This is a genomic window from Endozoicomonas sp. ALC020 (assembly GCF_049275935.1).
Taxonomy (GTDB): domain Bacteria; phylum Pseudomonadota; class Gammaproteobacteria; order Pseudomonadales; family Endozoicomonadaceae; genus Endozoicomonas_A.
The window spans coordinates 5,755,841-5,771,971 of record NZ_CP184830.1; the positions used below are offsets into that span (position 1 = coordinate 5,755,841).

The following is a 16,131-nucleotide window of genomic DNA, read 5'->3' on the forward strand; positions in this document are numbered from 1 at the left end:
GAACAGCTAGTGGCTGGCCGCACTGCAAGCGGTGAATTTCTAAGCTGCCTGCACGGCAGTGAACTCAGTTCGTTTTTCCAAAGCCTGCCGACTGCTTTTCTAAGCTGCCTGCACGGCAGTGAACGAACGCAAAGCCCGTGCCGAAGCGGAAAGGCATTTCTAAGCTGCCTGCACGGCAGTGAACGGCACCACGACGCCCACAGAAATGATCCTGAATTTCTAAGCTGCCTGCACGGCAGTGAACCACGAATGAGAGTTATCTCAAATGGGTTGAATTTTCTAAGCTGCCTGCACGGCAGTGAACGAATACTCCGCAAAACAACAACAGCTGATGCATTTCTAAGCTGCCTGCACGGCAGTGAACCAATAACGGTCTTGTTCACTTCCTTGTCACTTTTTCTAAGCTGCCTGCACGGCAGTGAACGAACACATCGATCCCGACAAAATCCCGCCGGTTTTCTAAGCTGCCTGCACGGCAGTGAACTTTGTACTTATACTAAAAGAGCACTAAACGAATTTCTAAGCTGCCTGCACGGCAGTGAACGCCCATCGTTAGGCTTTAGGAGGTTTGGAATCTTTCTAAGCTGCCTGCACGGCAGTGAACGCTCCTTCATTATGCAGCCATGCTGCTATGTTTTTCTAAGCTGCCTGCACGGCAGTGAACTAACCAGTGCGACTATAGATCTCACTCAGGCATTTCTAAGCTGCCTGCACGGCAGTGAACTGTCCTCAGTGTTCTCAAAAACCTTCCATTGATTTCTAAGCTGCCTGCACGGCAGTGAACGACACAGCCAACAAGATGGGAAAAGCCGAGTGTTTCTAAGCTGCCTGCACGGCAGTGAACAAAGCGGTGCCGCTGCCCGCACCCACGGAACATTTCTAAGCTGCCTGCACGGCAGTGAACAGTTGTCTGATAAGAAACTGGACTACCCACATTTTCTAAGCTGCCTGCACGGCAGTGAACGCCTGAATATGATCCCTGGCGTCAATATCGGCTTTCTAAGCTGCCTGCACGGCAGTGAACTCAGGAAGCTATGGAGCGCATTGTCGAATTAATTTCTAAGCTGCCTGCACGGCAGTGAACCCATCGATAAAACCACCGGGCAATGGGTCAACTTTCTAAGCTGCCTGCACGGCAGTGAACGCCTGACAGGTGGGTGGCCAGTGGCGGTCTGGCGTTTCTAAGCTGCCTGCACGGCAGTGAACAAGTCACCAGTCCTGATTTTGTTCGCATTAATTTTCTAAGCTGCCTGCACGGCAGTGAACTAACCTGGTGCCAGACCGGGTGGCCATCGTCCTTTCTAAGCTGCCTGCACGGCAGTGAACGCATCAGGGACATACTTCTCTATCAATTCGGCTTTCTAAGCTGCCTGCACGGCAGTGAACGTGTCCAAAAATATTGATGCTCACGGCTGCGATTTCTAAGCTGCCTGCACGGCAGTGAACTTAGTAAACGAACTGTTGAAAAATGGGAGCAGTTTCTAAGCTGCCTGCACGGCAGTGAACCTAACTGAGCACAGCCATTGATTGACCAATTATTTCTAAGCTGCCTGCACGGCAGTGAACATCACTGGTCGATATGGGGACAGCGTATATACTTTCTAAGCTGCCTGCACGGCAGTGAACTGTTGCTTGATGCTGCTTGCGGTGTCTGTGCTTTTCTAAGCTGCCTGCACGGCAGTGAACATCTTGGGTATCAGCGCCCAACTGGTCTCTCATTTCTAAGCTGCCTGCACGGCAGTGAACGTGATAGCAATGGAAAAAACAATCAAGGCAACTTTCTAAGCTGCCTGCACGGCAGTGAACTTGAGTTTGACCGAGCTATGGGAGAACTGGAATTTCTATGCTGCCTGCACGGCAGTGAACATTGCTGAAGACCGAGAAGCGCGAGTTTCAGCTTTCTAAGCTGCCTGCACGGCAGTGAACGGATACTGTTTTTAATCAGGATTCTTGTCACTTTTCTAAGCTGCCTGCACGGCAGTGAACGCCCCTTGGTATATACGCGGAATCCGCAGCGGTTTCTAAGCTGCCTGCACGGCAGTGAACCATTGGCGCAGACCATCAGCGTTTGCTCGATGTTTCTAAGCTGCCTGCACGGCAGTGAACCAGTGACGGGATAAGCAGCACATGCTTGTGATTTTCTAAGCTGCCTGCACGGCAGTGAACTTTTCTTTTCAAGACATCAAGATTTCTTATGATTTCTAAGCTGCCTGCACGGCAGTGAACGGAGGAAATAAGAAGCTCCGCTTCGCTCCAGTTTTCTAAGCTGCCTGCACGGCAGTGAACCTGACCGGAAAATCCCACTGTCATGTATTGCGTTTCTAAGCTGCCTGCACGGCAGTGAACTTTCAATGAAGACGTTTCTCTCAGCTATCCAATTTCTAAGCTGCCTGCACGGCAGTGAACTTCGTGGTATGAAGGTGTTGCCATGAACAACTTTTCTAAGCTGCCTGCACGGCAGTGAACAACCGGATATTAAAACCGTCGTTGGCGTTGTTTTTCTAAGCTGCCTGCACGGCAGTGAACAATACGCTGTCGGTGTCAGCAGTCCAGCGGAATTTCTAAGCTGCCTGCACGGCAGTGAACTATTCAATGCTCTTTTTCGATTTAATGATATATTTCTAAGCTGCCTGCACGGCAGTGAACCCAGAGAAGAACAGTCATCTTTACCGATGGCTTTTCTAAGCTGCCTGCACGGCAGTGAACGGTGTGTTTTGTCGTGCTTATGATAACCCCCATTTCTAAGCTGCCTGCACGGCAGTGAACAACCACGCTTGCATTTTCTAAGCTGCCTATCCTTTCTAAGCTGCCTGCACGGCAGTGAACCTGTAAAAGCTGAAATCTGACTTCGCGAGAATTTTCTAAGCTGCCTGCACGGCAGTGAACCGCTGCGGATTCCGCGTATATACCAAGGGTGCTTTCTAAGCTGCCTGCACGGCAGTGAACGTTCCCTGTCGATCTTGACGAGTTCGACCAGTTTTCTAAGCTGCCTGCACGGCAGTGAACACCCTGACGACAGGAAGGTCTTAAAGAAGTTGTTTCTAAGCTGCCTGCACGGCAGTGAACGTGTCCCCGAACGTTATTACACTACCGTTAAGTTTCTAAGCTGCCTGCACGGCAGTGAACTAACGCCAGCTTGAAGCCCTTGCCGCTTTTCATTTCTAAGCTGCCTGCACGGCAGTGAACAGTTTGTTGACAAGATCGATTTAGACGATAGTTTTCTAAGCTGCCTGCACGGCAGTGAACTATACAAAGCAAGGTATTCATCTGCATCCAGCTTTCTAAGCTGCCTGCACGGCAGTGAACTCTGAACACCAGTGAAAAGAACCTCCACATAATTTCTAAGCTGCCTGCACGGCAGTGAACTATTCACTGGATGATATGAGCGATCTTTTCTATTTCTAAGCTGCCTGCACGGCAGTGAACTGTTTCGTAGTGAGCATTACGCTTTATATTTATTTCTAAGCTGCCTGCACGGCAGTGAACTCAATATCAATGTTTCTGGAATATTTTCTCTATTTCTAAGCTGCCTGCACGGCAGTGAACATATAAACACTCTTTTTCAAAGCTGCCTGCTCTTTCTAAGCTGCCTGCACGGCAGTGAACGATTTGATAGTAAAAGACAGATAATCAATGGATTTCTAAGCTGCCTGCACGGCAGTGAACTGTCAGAGAATGGTCTCGGCTGGAACTGGTCATTTCTAAGCTGCCTGCACGGCAGTGAACGCAGTGTTATCAGTCTCGACTCTCCAACCATCTTTCTAAGCTGCCTGCACGGCAGTGAACTACGTGGCGATCAATAATATGAAAAGGATACTTTTCTAAGCTGCCTGCACGGCAGTGAACGTATTCCAAACGAATCGACAATATCATTCACATTTCTAAGCTGCCTGCACGGCAGTGAACGCCTGCTGACAAACTATCAGGCTTCTTTTATTTTTCTAAGCTGCCTGCACGGCAGTGAACAGCATTTTCGTTCAGATATGCAAAAATGATTCTTTCTAAGCTGCCTGCACGGCAGTGAACATAAGCCCGTTCTTGCTGATCTTGAGGCGATTTTTCTAAGCTGCCTGCACGGCAGTGAACCGAATGAAAAATCTTACAGACTGGAAATTTATTTTCTAAGCTGCCTGCACGGCAGTGAACACATGGGCACCTTCGAGGGGGCCAGCTGGGGCTTTCTAAGCTGCCTGCACGGCAGTGAACTAAATTCAGGCTCACTCGATGTAGCAGCTAATTTTCTAAGCTGCCTGCACGGCAGTGAACAATAAACGCACAGAAAAACATCATGCTACCGATTTCTAAGCTGCCTGCACGGCAGTGAACCCTAAAGGCGGTGGCGTCTGGGCCATGGTGGCTTTCTAAGCTGCCTGCACGGCAGTGAACTGCCATGAACGGCGGGTTGTGTGAACCATTGATTTCTAAGCTGCCTGCACGGCAGTGAACTGGCCAGTGAATGAAACACGATTACATTTACATTTCTAAGCTGCCTGCACGGCAGTGAACTGTTAAGAGAAGAATTCGAGATTTTCCAAAAATTTCTAAGCTGCCTGCACGGCAGTGAACACCGGCGAAATCGTGAGCTTTCGACGCAAGAATTTCTAAGCTGCCTGCACGGCAGTGAACTGTAACTGTCCGGAACGCAATTCGACTTCATCTTTCTAAGCTGCCTGCACGGCAGTGAACTTGCACCCTGCGGGAATGATTTTCTTTGGTTCTTTCTAAGCTGCCTGCACGGCAGTGAACTATTGATCCGACCGTAGCCGGTTATAGCTTATTTTCTAAGCTGCCTGCACGGCAGTGAACCTACGCACTTTCACGTCAATGCCCCCTCAGATTTTCTAAGCTGCCTGCACGGCAGTGAACCCAGAGTATAAAGCATCAAACCACTTATATAACAGCAACTTAGGAATAAATATCAAATTCACCCCAATTTTTTGAGCCATTTATAACCATATGATTTTTAACATCTTTTTAAAGAGCGAATATTTTTGGTCAAAATCAGGAAAATGTCACTCTGTTGCAAACACCCAAAAAAATCAAACCAGCAAAGTCGGTGGCGCAAATATAAGCCAACTATGCTCCCAAACCATCTGGCAGCCAAAGTGCATCGCGATAGACGACGACGGGCTTTTATTCATAGTAAGAAGCTTCCCGACTGTACCAGGACTGAGGGCGCCCGACGGGCTGATTGAAATCCGGGAATGGCAGTAGCTTGCCATTGGGACCTTTGGTCATTTTATAATCCTGCCATCGATCATCAATATACAATTCATCACCGGCACGTATAAATTTTAATTGAGCATAGACCGCTATGGGCAAAGGCTTAACTCCCGCTGTGTATGCAACACCCGAGGTAAAACCTGTCAGCTCAAAGCCGTTTTTCAGCCAGTCGACATTGCCTGTAAGGGCATGGGACTCCACCACGGCAGGATCACTGTGGGACAGTACACTGCTTTCAAAATGCCATTGATGTTCGGCATCTATTCTTAATACGTAGCGAATCGCCAGATAGCGGTGCTCACGAAACTTTTTCTTGCGCTGATCATGTTTATTAATTTCGTAAAACGTATTCCTGATGGCTTCAATCGTATCAAAAGCGATGCCATCCGCCATTCGATAAGGATTACCAATAAGCACCTCACCCTTAGAGATGGTCAGTGTTTCCGGCTCATTTTCGACAGGTTTATTTTTATACTCCTTGTCAATAATGATACGGAACTGCCTGGCATGCATCGGCTCATACCGCCCAAGTACTGATTGCAGTTTTTGGAAGCCTGCATCCAGGCTTTCAATAGACGGGACAGGTTCGGCTGCATAGAGAGGCCAAATGACGATTGTGACCAATGAGAATACGCCAGTGATCGCCAATTTTCTCATCGCATCATTTATCGCACTATATATCGCACTGTTTATTGCACTATTCATCGCACTACTTGACTTGAGACTCTGTTTGTAAGCTAGTTCATACAGCAAAACTGTCCAGCCAGAACTTGATCAAAGCGTCAAATAAAGAGCAATATAAAAACCTGGCGGGTAATAAAGTTCTTTAAGGGAATGATTAACTTTGAACACACAATTCTGATTCTGATCTTTTTTGCAGGCTGCCTGATAACTACGACCATTGTCTTTTGGAGCCTGCGTTTGGGCATCACTCCAACACCCACTTCTGGCAAGGTAAGAGTAAAACTACTGGAAACCCTGCCTTCAAGGGTCGATGGCAACATTTATGAACTGGGCTGTGGTTTTGGTTCTCTGATTTCAGTGTTGGCAAATGCCTATCCTGACCGCATCATCTTCGGAATTGAACGTTCTCCCCTCCCCTACTGGATCAGCCGAATACGCTGCAGCCATCTGAAAAATGTCATCATCATTCAGCAGGATATTTTTCAACATCAATGGGAAGAAGCCGGATTGGTCGTATGCTATCTCTATCCGGGCGCTATGGAAAAGTTATCCGGGGCATTCAAGGAGAAACTTAAGGATGGCTGTTACATCGTCAGCCACACATTCAGGCTACCGGGATGGCAGCCTGAACGTACGAATAAGGCTAACGATTTATACCTTAGCCCTGTCTATCGATATCGGGTTAATCACTCTGAACACAGACAGGAATGAGATCGTAGTGACTCGAGCTTAACCAACGATAGACAATCAACTGTTCAGGCCCACAACTGACACACCCCTGTTTGCAGCCGGATGACTCCTCCACCACTTTTCCTTTCCTGACCCAGTGACTCAGCATGGCCTGCATGGCTTCAGGGTCTACTTCAAAATGCTGACTCAGTTCAGCCAAAGTGCAGATACCTTTTTCTGACAGAAAATCTCTGATTGATAGCAGCATCAATGGCTTCCTGTAGAGCTTCTGAGTGTTTCAGCAGGTAGATCTTCTGAAGTGAATAGCATTCTCTGCCCTGCCCTCCTGAGTAGCAGAAACACCAGAGCCATGGCCAGTATTATGATGGACAGCCAGCTCAGGGATGTCAGTGGTTGAATAGTGATTCGGGACAGCTGGTAGTATAGAGTAGCCACTGAATATCCCATGAAGAAAGTCCAGCCCGCCACAAAGAATGTCCAGCGAAGGCCTGATTCCCGATAAATAGCCCCCAGGGCTGCAACACAGGGTGTGTAGAGCAGGATCATCAGGAGATAAGCGACGACAGCCGCATCACTGATGAACAGTCTTTGCATGACCGCGAAGGTGGAAACTTCCACTGCCTGGTCCTGCGCTACTGATTCCAGATTACTCAAATCACCAACACTGAGTCCAAGAGGATCTGCCAGAGAAGATACCACCTCTGAAAGATTGACAGGAATGGTTGCCATGGCCTCCTTAAAACCAGACATAAAGTCAAAATTATGGGTTTGGGCTTGAGTGCCATTCTCCTGCTCAGCGATGGAGGTGTACATGGAGTTTAGCGTGCCAACCACCGCCTCTTTTGCCAGAATGCCTGTGAACAGGCCAACAGCCGCTGGCCAGTTGTCTTCTGACATACCCATGGGAGCAAAAGCAGGTGAAATGGTTTGACCTATTTTACTGAGCGCTGATGACCGGGTGTCTTCATGGCCAAAACTGCCGTCAGTTCCTACAGAGTTCAGGGTATTGAGTATCATTACTACGAGAACTATGGCTTTACCTGCCCTGAACAAGAAGGCTTTCAGTCGGCTCCAGGTTCTCAGCAGTACATGCTTGACTGACGGCCTGTGATAGTTAGGTAACTCCATAACAAAAGGTGTAACCTCTCCACTGAAGAGACTCTTCTTCAGCATCAAACCCGTTACCACCGCAGCCAGAATACCCGTCAGGTAGAGTGTAAAAACCACATTCTGGCCGAAACCGGGAAAGAAGGCCGCAGCAAATAACGCATAAACAGGAAGACGCGCACCACAGGACATAAAAGGCGCCATGGCAATGGTCAGCATCCGGTCCTGCTGATTTTCCAGCGTCCGGGTCGCCATAATGGCCGGTACGTTACAGCCAAACCCAACCAACATAGGCACAAAAGCCTTTCCGGGAAGCCCCAGAAAACGCATCGCCCTGTCCATAACAAAGGCGGCTCTGGCCATATAACCTGAATCCTCCAGTACTGAAAGGAACAGGAACAGAAAAGCAATTACCGGTATGAAGGTAGAGACAGTCTGGATACCGCCACCGACACCTTTGGCCAGCAGCGCAATAATCCAGTCCGGCGCATCGATACTTTGAAGCAGATGGCTCACACCATCGACAAAGAAAGTGCCTGAGAGAATATCGAAAAAGTCTATAAAAGCACTGCCTATGTTCACAGAGAACATGAACATCAGATACATAACACCAAAGAAAACCGGCAACCCCACCAGTCGATTCAGGACAATGCGGTCGACACGCTCAGTAAGACCTTGACTTACATTCCCCACGCTTTTGACAGTATCCTTCATGATGAGGCTGATGCTTTCATAGCGACCGTTTGCCACCAGGATATCCATCTCTGCATCATAGGCGTCCTCAAGTTGGGATCGTGCCAAAACCGCAGCCTCCAACAGACCCTGAGAAACCTGGTCAACAAAACCGGCCTCGCCCTCCAGTAATTTAAGCGACACCCAACGTGCAATTGAGCGATCTTCAATCTCACTGGCAACACGTGCCTGCAGGCAAGTAACAGATTCTTCCAGAACGCTTCCCAGATATTGCGGCTTTGCCGGTTCAACTCCTTTAAAAAAGCATTGATTAATAAGATCCTTGAGCCCCGGTGTTCCTTTGTTTCTGGAGGCTATCATGGCATGAACAGGGCAACCGAGCTGTTCGGACAGCTTTTCAGCATTGATCTTGAGACCTTTGTCCCTGGCAACATCCATCATGTTGAGGACAACAAGAACGGGGAGTCCCATATCCAACAGCTGTGTGGTCAGATACAGGTTACGCTCAATATTTGCAGCATCGACAACGTTGACGATCAACTCAGCTTCACGGGCAAGGATAAAGTCACGGGCAATGCGCTCATCCATCGATACCTGATCATCAACCACGTCCAGACAATAGGTACCGGGCAGGTCAACCACTTCAACGAGCTGGCTTTTATACTCATAGCGGCCACTGCGCTTTTCTACAGTAACACCAGGCCAATTGCCTACATGCTGACTGGCCCCCGTCAAACTGTTGAATAAAGTGGTTTTGCCGCAATTAGGGTTGCCTACAATCGCAAACACATGTTCGTTCATAGACGAGTCACTTCAACGGCTGCCGCTTCGTGACGACGCAGACTGAGTTGAAATCCCCGAACCTGGAGCTGAATAGGGTCACCCAGAGGCGCGACCCGGCATACTCTGAAACAGGTTCCAGGCGTCAGGCCCATGGCCAGAAGCTTACGACGATAGGCTAAGCCTGCTTCCCTGAAAGCGAAGACCCGAGCTTCCTCTCCTGTCCGGAGATCCCCTAAAGTGACCGTCATCACAATCTCCCAAGCCTCCTCCCGGAACGCACAGCAAGCGGGAGAGAGTGCTTCCTGATACATCTGATGATGTAGTGAAAAGAGTAACCTGAGGCGGTTCATGGAAAGACAACAACAGATTGAAAAGCAAGCGGAATACTAGACCTAAATGAGAATTATTTCAATTAACAATCGAACTCATTAATATCGTAGTTTCAGAAATATTAATTTTTAATTCATATAGATTTTTTCAAAATATCAAAAAGAAATATCTGCTAAATGAGTACGAAAATATTAAATGGTCATACTGTGACATCTTGAAAATCAATTTAACTTTCAGCTCAGGGGGCCATTATTTTCTCTGTCTCCGACAATCTTCTCTGCCAGTGTATGGCGCACTTGAACCCTGGCTTCATCCAGTTCCTGAAGAGTGGCAATATTCATTTTTACTTTCAATCGAGATGGGGCTTTGTCGGCAAAAACAGGGGCAGAAAGAGCCAGCAGGGTCACTGCGGTAAAACTGATTATTCTTTTTCTCATCGGAGACATCCTTAACTTCCTGTCTGCCTCCCACGCTGCATCCTGAAATTTGGAAGATATACTAAGAAGGCTCTATAAACAGGTCTAGACAAGAACACTCAGTAAAACAAACAAATGGGGATATTACTCCCCTTCTACGCCCTGAATGGGTGCCAGAGTTCCCCAGCCATCACAACCCGGACAATGCCAATGCATCTCTTTGCCGGAAAAGCCACAGCTGAAGCACTGGTAAACAGGCTTTTCAAGCAACATCTGGTCTGTGACCTCTTTCAACAGTTTGATACTGGTCAGAGAGGGGTCAGAGGAATGATTTAACTGAATATTGATCAAGGCATTCAACCCCCTGAGAGAAGGTTGCCGTCGCAACTGAATGGTTAAAAATTCCATGGCAGACACTTCATCACGACTGCTCATTAACTGAGCCGTCATGGCCAATATAATAGCTGTACCCGACTTCTCATTGAGACACCGTGCCAGATAGCTGCCCAGAGCACGCTGCTGATGACTTCGGTGACAGACAGTTTCAAGCATTTCCAGAGTCAGTGGCACGTAACGATTATCCTGAATGGACACCTTCTGGAGAGCCTTAACGGCTTCTCTGTCGCGGCCTTCCTCCATTTCTATCTGGCCCAGTATCAAACTGGCCCTGACACAGTTCTTATCCCTGGAAAATGCTGTTCTGATGAACTTTCTGGCCCCCGATCGATCATTGTGAAGCAGTTTTTCTTCGGCTAACTCACAGTACAAATGAGCCAGCCTGGAGGCATAGTACTCACCTGACAATTTACGGAGGGATTCTGCAATCTCAACAGCCTGCTGCCACTCTTTCTCTCTCTCATAGATTTTCAGAAGTTGTTCAAGCGCATCCACTCTATATTCATGATTTTGACTGGAAAGATCGACCAGCATGGCTTCGGCGCGATCAAATAATCCTGCGGTCATGTAGTCCTTGGCCAGCTCCAGCCGAACACGAATGGATTGAAGGGGGGTCAGACTGGGTCGGGCCAAAAGATCCTGATGCACCCGAATCGATTTATCCACCTCTCCTTTACGACAAAACAGGCTACCCAGGGCAAGATAGGTATCGACAGTATCATTATTAATATCCAGCGCTCTGATAAAGGTCTCAATGGCCTCATCCGTCTGCTCATTTAACAGATAGTTCAACCCCACAAAATACTCTTTAGAGAGGGGTCGCCCGGGGAAGTGGTCTTTTTTTTTCTTTTTTTCAGCACGTCCGAGAAGATATCCTGCCAGCATTGCCACCATAATCAGCGCCAGCAGTGCAACATCGGGCATCAGGTTAATCCTTGCAAGGCATTCGCTCTGAGTTTTTGTATTTCTGCATCACGTCGGCCCAGCTTACGCTTAAAACTGGCATTGGCCAACCTCAGCCGGGTCATAGCCACCAGTGAGACCAGCAGCCCGAACAGCCCGCCCATTATGAAGGAGATAACGACGACAGAAGACACCTTCACTTCTGGCAATAAAAAACCAGCCAGGTCGAATCTCACCAATTGTGGGTTAGCGACAATAAAATTGACGAGAATAATCAGCAGGAGGAGACTGCCCAACAGTATTACCAGCCGCTTCAGCCAGATACTCAAATGAGAGACCATATTCGATCAAACTCCAGTGATGACTTATTTACGATCCGATTCCGAGTCACAATTGAACAGAGCTTAACAACAGTGGAAAAATCAAGATTTCAGATTCTTAAGGCTACTGTTAACACGATCCCGCATATCTTTGCCCGGCTTGAAATGAGGAACGTATTTTCCATTCAGAACAACAGAGTCACCGGTCTTGGGATTTCGCCCCACCCTGGGAGCCCTGTAGTGCAGGGAAAAACTGCCAAACCCTCTGATTTCCACCCTTGTTCCACAGGAAAGAGAATGTGACATCTGCTCAAGAATAGATTTGATGGCCAGCTCTACATCCTTCACCGACAACTGATCTTGCAGATCGGTCAGTCGTTCTATCAATTCTGATCGGGTCATTGTCGTTCTTCCTATCCCTGCACCCTTGGGTGACACTGAAGTATCAGTATCGTTACAGACGCTGCACCCTGATCAGGAGATAAACAAGACATTAAACAGTCGTAGCCTGGAACGGCCAAGTATCTCATTAGCCGGACACCCGATAATTCAGGCAGTCCCGAACCTGACAGGGATTACAGATAATTCCTACCCTAGCCAACCCGATTCAATAAATCAAGCAACCTATTGATTACCATAAAAAAAACCGCAGCCCGAGCTGCGGTTTTTTTTATGGTAAAAGAAAGCTTCATCAGAAGCTTTCTCCAACAAGTATTACTTGTTTTCCATCTGAGCCTTGATCAGGTCACCGATGGTGGTAGGGCCGGAAGTCTCGTCTTCCTGCTTCGCACGCAGTTCTTTCATGGCCGCTTTCTCTTCAGCCTGATCCTTCGCCTTGATGGACAGGGAGATATTGCGGTTCTTACGATCGATACTGATGATGCGGGCTTCTACTTCTTCGCCTTCTTTCAGGACGTTGGTAGCGTCTTCAACGCGATCAACACTGATTTCAGAAGCTTTCAGAGTAGCCAGAACGTCTTCAGCCAGTTCTACGGTAGCTGCCTTGGCTGTCACTTCCTTGATCACACCCTTAACGATGGAACCTTTTTCATTCAGGCCAGCGAAAGAGTTGAATGGATCTTCGGACAGTTGCTTGATACCCAAAGAGATGCGCTCACGCTCAGCGTCGATCGCCAGAATAACAGCTTCAACTTCGTCACCTTTACGGTACTTGCGAACAGCTTCTTCGCCAGTTTCATTCCAGGAGATATCAGACAGGTGAACCAGACCGTCGATGCCGCCATCCAGACCAATGAAGATACCGAAGTCAGTGATAGACTTGATCTTACCAGCCAGTTTGTCGCCCTTGTTGAAGGAACCGGAGAACTCTTCCCATGGGTTCTGCTTGCACTGCTTGATACCCAGAGAGATACGACGACGCTCTTCGTCGATGTCCAGAACCTGAACTTCAACTTCATCACCCAGAGCAACCACCTTGGATGGGTGGATGTTCTTGTTAGTCCAGTCCATTTCAGAAACGTGAACCAGACCCTCAACACCTTCTTCCAGCTCAACAAAGCAGCCGTAGTCGGTCAGGTTAGTGATTCGACCGGAAACACGGGTACCTTCAGGGAAGCGTTTGGTGATAGCCACCCAAGGATCTTCACCCAGCTGCTTCAGACCCAGGGATACGCGGTTACGGTCGCGGTCAAACTTCAGAACCTTGACGTTGATTTCGTCACCAACGTTCACAATCTCGCTTGGATGCTTGATGCGCTTCCAGGCCATATCAGTGATATGCAGCAGACCGTCAACACCGCCCAGATCAACGAATGCACCGTAGTCGGTCAGGTTCTTGACGATACCTTTAACTTCCAGACCTTCCTGCAGAGACTCCAGCAGCTGCTCGCGCTCAGCGCTGTTTTCAGCTTCCAGAACGCTGCGACGGGAAACGACTACGTTGTTACGTTTCTGGTCCAGCTTGATAACCTTGAATTCCAGCTCTTTGCCTTCCAGGTGAGCTGTGTCACGAACCGGACGCACGTCAACCAGAGAGCCAGGCAGGAAGGCACGAATAGTGTTAACGTCAACAGTAAAGCCACCCTTGACCTTACCGGAAATAACACCTTTAACGATCTCTTCAGCTTCGAAGGCTTTTTCGAGTTCGCCCCAAGCTTCCATACGCTTGGCTTTTTCACGGGAAAGACGGGTTTCACCGAAACCATCTTCAACCGCGTCAAGAGCAACCTGAACTTCGTCGCCGACAGCGATGGTCAGTTCACCCTGTTCGTTCAGGAACTGAGCTTTTGGGATAACACCTTCAGACTTCAGGCCTGCGTGGACAGTAACCCAGTCGCTGTCGATATCGACAACCTGACCGCTAACAATAGCGCCCGGCTTCATTTCGATATCTTTCAGGCTTTCTTCAAACAGTTCAGCAAAGCTTTCGCTCATGGTCATTCCTATCAATCAGCACTTCAATCAACACCACCTCAGAAAAGCAGTGACTACCGATCGCATGCTGGCCACACCGCCAGTCAGTGTGGGTTGTTTTTCAAAAAACACCGTATGGTTGTAACTGGCAATCTGCACCACACGGCTATTCACGCCGGTCTTTCCGGAAGTCGGTCAGACCACCTCGATATAAACAGGCTGTCGAGCTCCTCAACAACCAGCAGGTTCCGAAATGATTAACGTTAATCAGATCAGGCCATTCTGTCGCATGACATCCACTACACGACTGAAGACTTCCTGAATACTCAATCTGGTGCTGTCCAGAACAATAGCATCATCGGCGGGTTTCAGCGGGGCGACATCGCGATTCATGTCACGCTCGTCCCTGGCAAGAATGTCAGCTAAAAGCTGGTCAAAGCTAGCATCAATACCTTTCTGTTGCAACTGATTTTGACGGCGTTTCGCCCGCTCTTCCGGACTGGCTGTAAGGTAAACTTTGACGTTAGCATGGGGGAATACCACAGTTCCCATATCCCTTCCATCGGCAACCAGACCCGGAGCTTCTGCAAAGTCCTGCTGACGCCTCAAAAGAGCCTTCCTGACACCCGGCAAAGCCGCCACCTGAGAAGCTTTGGCTCCCACCTCTTCGGTCCTCAGATTAGCGCCAACGCGCTCACCCTCAAGAACGATTTTCAGACCTTCACCATCAGCACCCGGTTCAAATTGCACATCCAGGTGACCTGCTAAAACTTCCAGTGAATTTTCATCGGAAAAATCCACCCCGTGATTCATGGCCGCCAGCGCCGTCAGTCGATACAAAGCACCACTGTCGAGCAGATGCCAGTCAAACTCTTTCGCCAGCAGAGCCGCAACCGTTCCTTTCCCGGAACCGCTGGGACCATCAATAGTTACGACCGGCACGCTTATATATGAAGAAGTTTTCATTGACTGACTCTCTAATCCATGAAGTAATTAAGAATTACTTCTGTCGCTGCAGACATATCAATATCTCTCACGCTTGAATACCTTCTGTAGAGAGCGCCAGACCCGCATCGAAAGCCGGGTTGACGAAGTTAGCTAAGGATGTGACCACACTGGCACAATCCGGAATACGAATCTCAGCTTAGGGAATCAACCTGATTCTCATCAAGGGTATTCATACGGGCTCTTTTTTCCAGAATACTGGCAAAGTGCTGCCGTGCAGACTGGGCTCGCTCAAAACTCGCCAGTATCCCTTTGCTGTCTTTCTCAACGATGGCTTGACGAAGATGAGTCAAGCCCTCAGAAAACTGATCCAGCGAGGAAATAATAGCCTCGCTATTACCCAGGGCAATATCGTGCCACATGATCGGATCACTGCCAGCAATGCGGGTAAAGTCTCTAAACCCTCCGGCGGCGTAACGAAAGATATCCTGATTTTCAGGATTGCCCGCCAGCGTATCCACCAGTGAAAACGCCAGGAGATGAGGCAAATGGCTCGTCATTGCCAGCACTTCATCGTGACGCCGAAAATCCATAGCGTTGACCTGGGCACCACAGCATTGCCAGAGATGCCTGACGAGGGATAAAGCGGCAGTATCAGTGTTCTCCAGCGGTGTCAGGATCACCTTATGATTCTTGAACAGTCCGGCCCTGGCAGCAGTGACTCCGCTTTTTTCGGAACCGGCGATGGGATGACCCGGCACCAAATTCTCAGGTACACAGTCAAATATTTCCCGGGCAGCCTGGACCAGTACGCCTTTGCAACTACCCACATCCGTCATCACTTTGTCAGTGAGATCGAGACCCTTAAGTTGCCGGAGTAATTTTGGCATAGCCAGCATGGGAACTGATAGCAGGATAACATCAGCCTTGCTGACGGCGGATTCAAAATCTGTACAACCTTCTGCCACGATTCCCAGGGAAAGGGCTGCTTCGATGTTTTCGCCCTTGAGATCAAAACCCATCAGATGAAAGTTTTCACTGCACTCTCTGAGGGAAGCTGCAAATGATCCTCCAATAAGGCCCAGCCCGACCACCAGAATATTCAGTGGGGTACCGGTCTTGTTTTGCTCTATCACTACACGTTCAACCTTTTTCAAAAACCACTTTCAAATGTCTGTCGAATGAAAATGGCGACAGCCTCTTCAGACTAATAACTATCGTACAGGGCTGTATTTCGCTCAGGGCTGTATTTCGCTCAGGGCTGTTAT

At 48.6% G+C, this 16,131-nt stretch carries 12 protein-coding genes and 1 CRISPR repeat array (1 of these 13 running past the window's edge); of the genes, 1 reads left to right on the forward strand and 11 read right to left on the reverse strand.

Translation table 11 applies throughout. From position 1 onward, the window contains the following. A CRISPR array of direct repeats spans positions 1-4,866; the repeat unit is 28 nt; unit sequence TTTCTAAGCTGCCTGCACGGCAGTGAAC (it extends 2,718 nt beyond the left edge of the window). A gap of 267 nt (positions 4,867-5,133) precedes the next feature. Next, positions 5,134-5,736: a hypothetical protein gene (locus tag ACOJUO_RS21085; RefSeq protein ID WP_422138062.1), complete on the reverse strand. Its 603-nt coding sequence runs from the start codon at positions 5,734-5,736 to the stop codon at positions 5,134-5,136. 408 nt (positions 5,737-6,144) lie between these two features. Between ACOJUO_RS21085 and ACOJUO_RS21090 the strand changes: the two genes are divergently transcribed. Next, a complete protein-coding gene (locus tag ACOJUO_RS21090; protein ID WP_422138063.1) occupies positions 6,145-6,618 on the forward strand; it encodes a methyltransferase domain-containing protein in 474 nt (157 codons plus the stop codon). Here ACOJUO_RS21090 and ACOJUO_RS21095 read toward each other — a convergent pair. The 10 genes from ACOJUO_RS21095 to ACOJUO_RS21140 form a co-directional block, all read right to left on the reverse strand. Further along, positions 6,590-6,844: a FeoC-like transcriptional regulator gene (locus ACOJUO_RS21095; protein WP_422138064.1), complete on the reverse strand. Its 255-nt coding sequence runs from the start codon at positions 6,842-6,844 to the stop codon at positions 6,590-6,592. The two genes, ACOJUO_RS21090 and ACOJUO_RS21095, sit on opposite strands and share 29 nt — an antisense overlap. Next, positions 6,844-9,198: a Fe(2+) transporter permease subunit FeoB gene (gene feoB, locus ACOJUO_RS21100; protein ID WP_422138065.1), complete on the reverse strand. Its 2,355-nt coding sequence runs from the start codon at positions 9,196-9,198 to the stop codon at positions 6,844-6,846. The genes ACOJUO_RS21095 and feoB overlap by 1 nt, the downstream gene beginning before the upstream one ends. Continuing rightward, positions 9,195-9,428, reverse strand: a complete 234-nt coding sequence (locus ACOJUO_RS21105) for a FeoA family protein (RefSeq protein WP_422133895.1) — start codon at positions 9,426-9,428, stop codon at positions 9,195-9,197. The genes feoB and ACOJUO_RS21105 overlap by 4 nt, the downstream gene beginning before the upstream one ends. A 315-nt stretch (positions 9,429-9,743) precedes the next feature. Then, complete coding sequence (locus ACOJUO_RS21110) at positions 9,744-9,947, reverse strand: hypothetical protein (RefSeq protein WP_422133896.1); 204 nt, start codon at positions 9,945-9,947, stop codon at positions 9,744-9,746. 123 nt (positions 9,948-10,070) lie between these two features. Continuing rightward, a complete protein-coding gene (gene lapB, locus ACOJUO_RS21115) occupies positions 10,071-11,246 on the reverse strand; it encodes a lipopolysaccharide assembly protein LapB (RefSeq protein ID WP_422138066.1) in 1,176 nt (391 codons plus the stop codon). Further along, positions 11,246-11,566, reverse strand: coding sequence for a lipopolysaccharide assembly protein LapA domain-containing protein (locus ACOJUO_RS21120; RefSeq protein ID WP_422133898.1), 321 nt, complete (start codon positions 11,564-11,566; stop codon positions 11,246-11,248). The genes lapB and ACOJUO_RS21120 overlap by 1 nt, the downstream gene beginning before the upstream one ends. An 81-nt stretch (positions 11,567-11,647) precedes the next feature. Continuing rightward, positions 11,648-11,947 (reverse strand): integration host factor subunit beta, encoded by a 300-nt coding sequence (ihfB, locus tag ACOJUO_RS21125; protein WP_422133899.1) that lies wholly within the window; start codon positions 11,945-11,947, stop codon positions 11,648-11,650. 312 nt (positions 11,948-12,259) lie between these two features. Beyond that, the gene (rpsA, locus tag ACOJUO_RS21130; protein ID WP_317146341.1) at positions 12,260-13,939 is read right to left on the reverse strand and encodes a 30S ribosomal protein S1; all 1,680 of its coding nucleotides are present in this window, start codon (positions 13,937-13,939) and stop codon (positions 12,260-12,262) included. Positions 13,940-14,185: 246 nt separating this feature from the next. Continuing rightward, the gene (gene cmk, locus ACOJUO_RS21135; RefSeq protein ID WP_422133900.1) at positions 14,186-14,884 is read right to left on the reverse strand and encodes a (d)CMP kinase; all 699 of its coding nucleotides are present in this window, start codon (positions 14,882-14,884) and stop codon (positions 14,186-14,188) included. A 173-nt stretch (positions 14,885-15,057) separates the two neighbouring features. Continuing rightward, positions 15,058-16,020 (reverse strand): prephenate dehydrogenase/arogenate dehydrogenase family protein, encoded by a 963-nt coding sequence (locus ACOJUO_RS21140; protein WP_422138067.1) that lies wholly within the window; start codon positions 16,018-16,020, stop codon positions 15,058-15,060. Between the last annotated feature and the right edge of the window lie 111 nt (positions 16,021-16,131).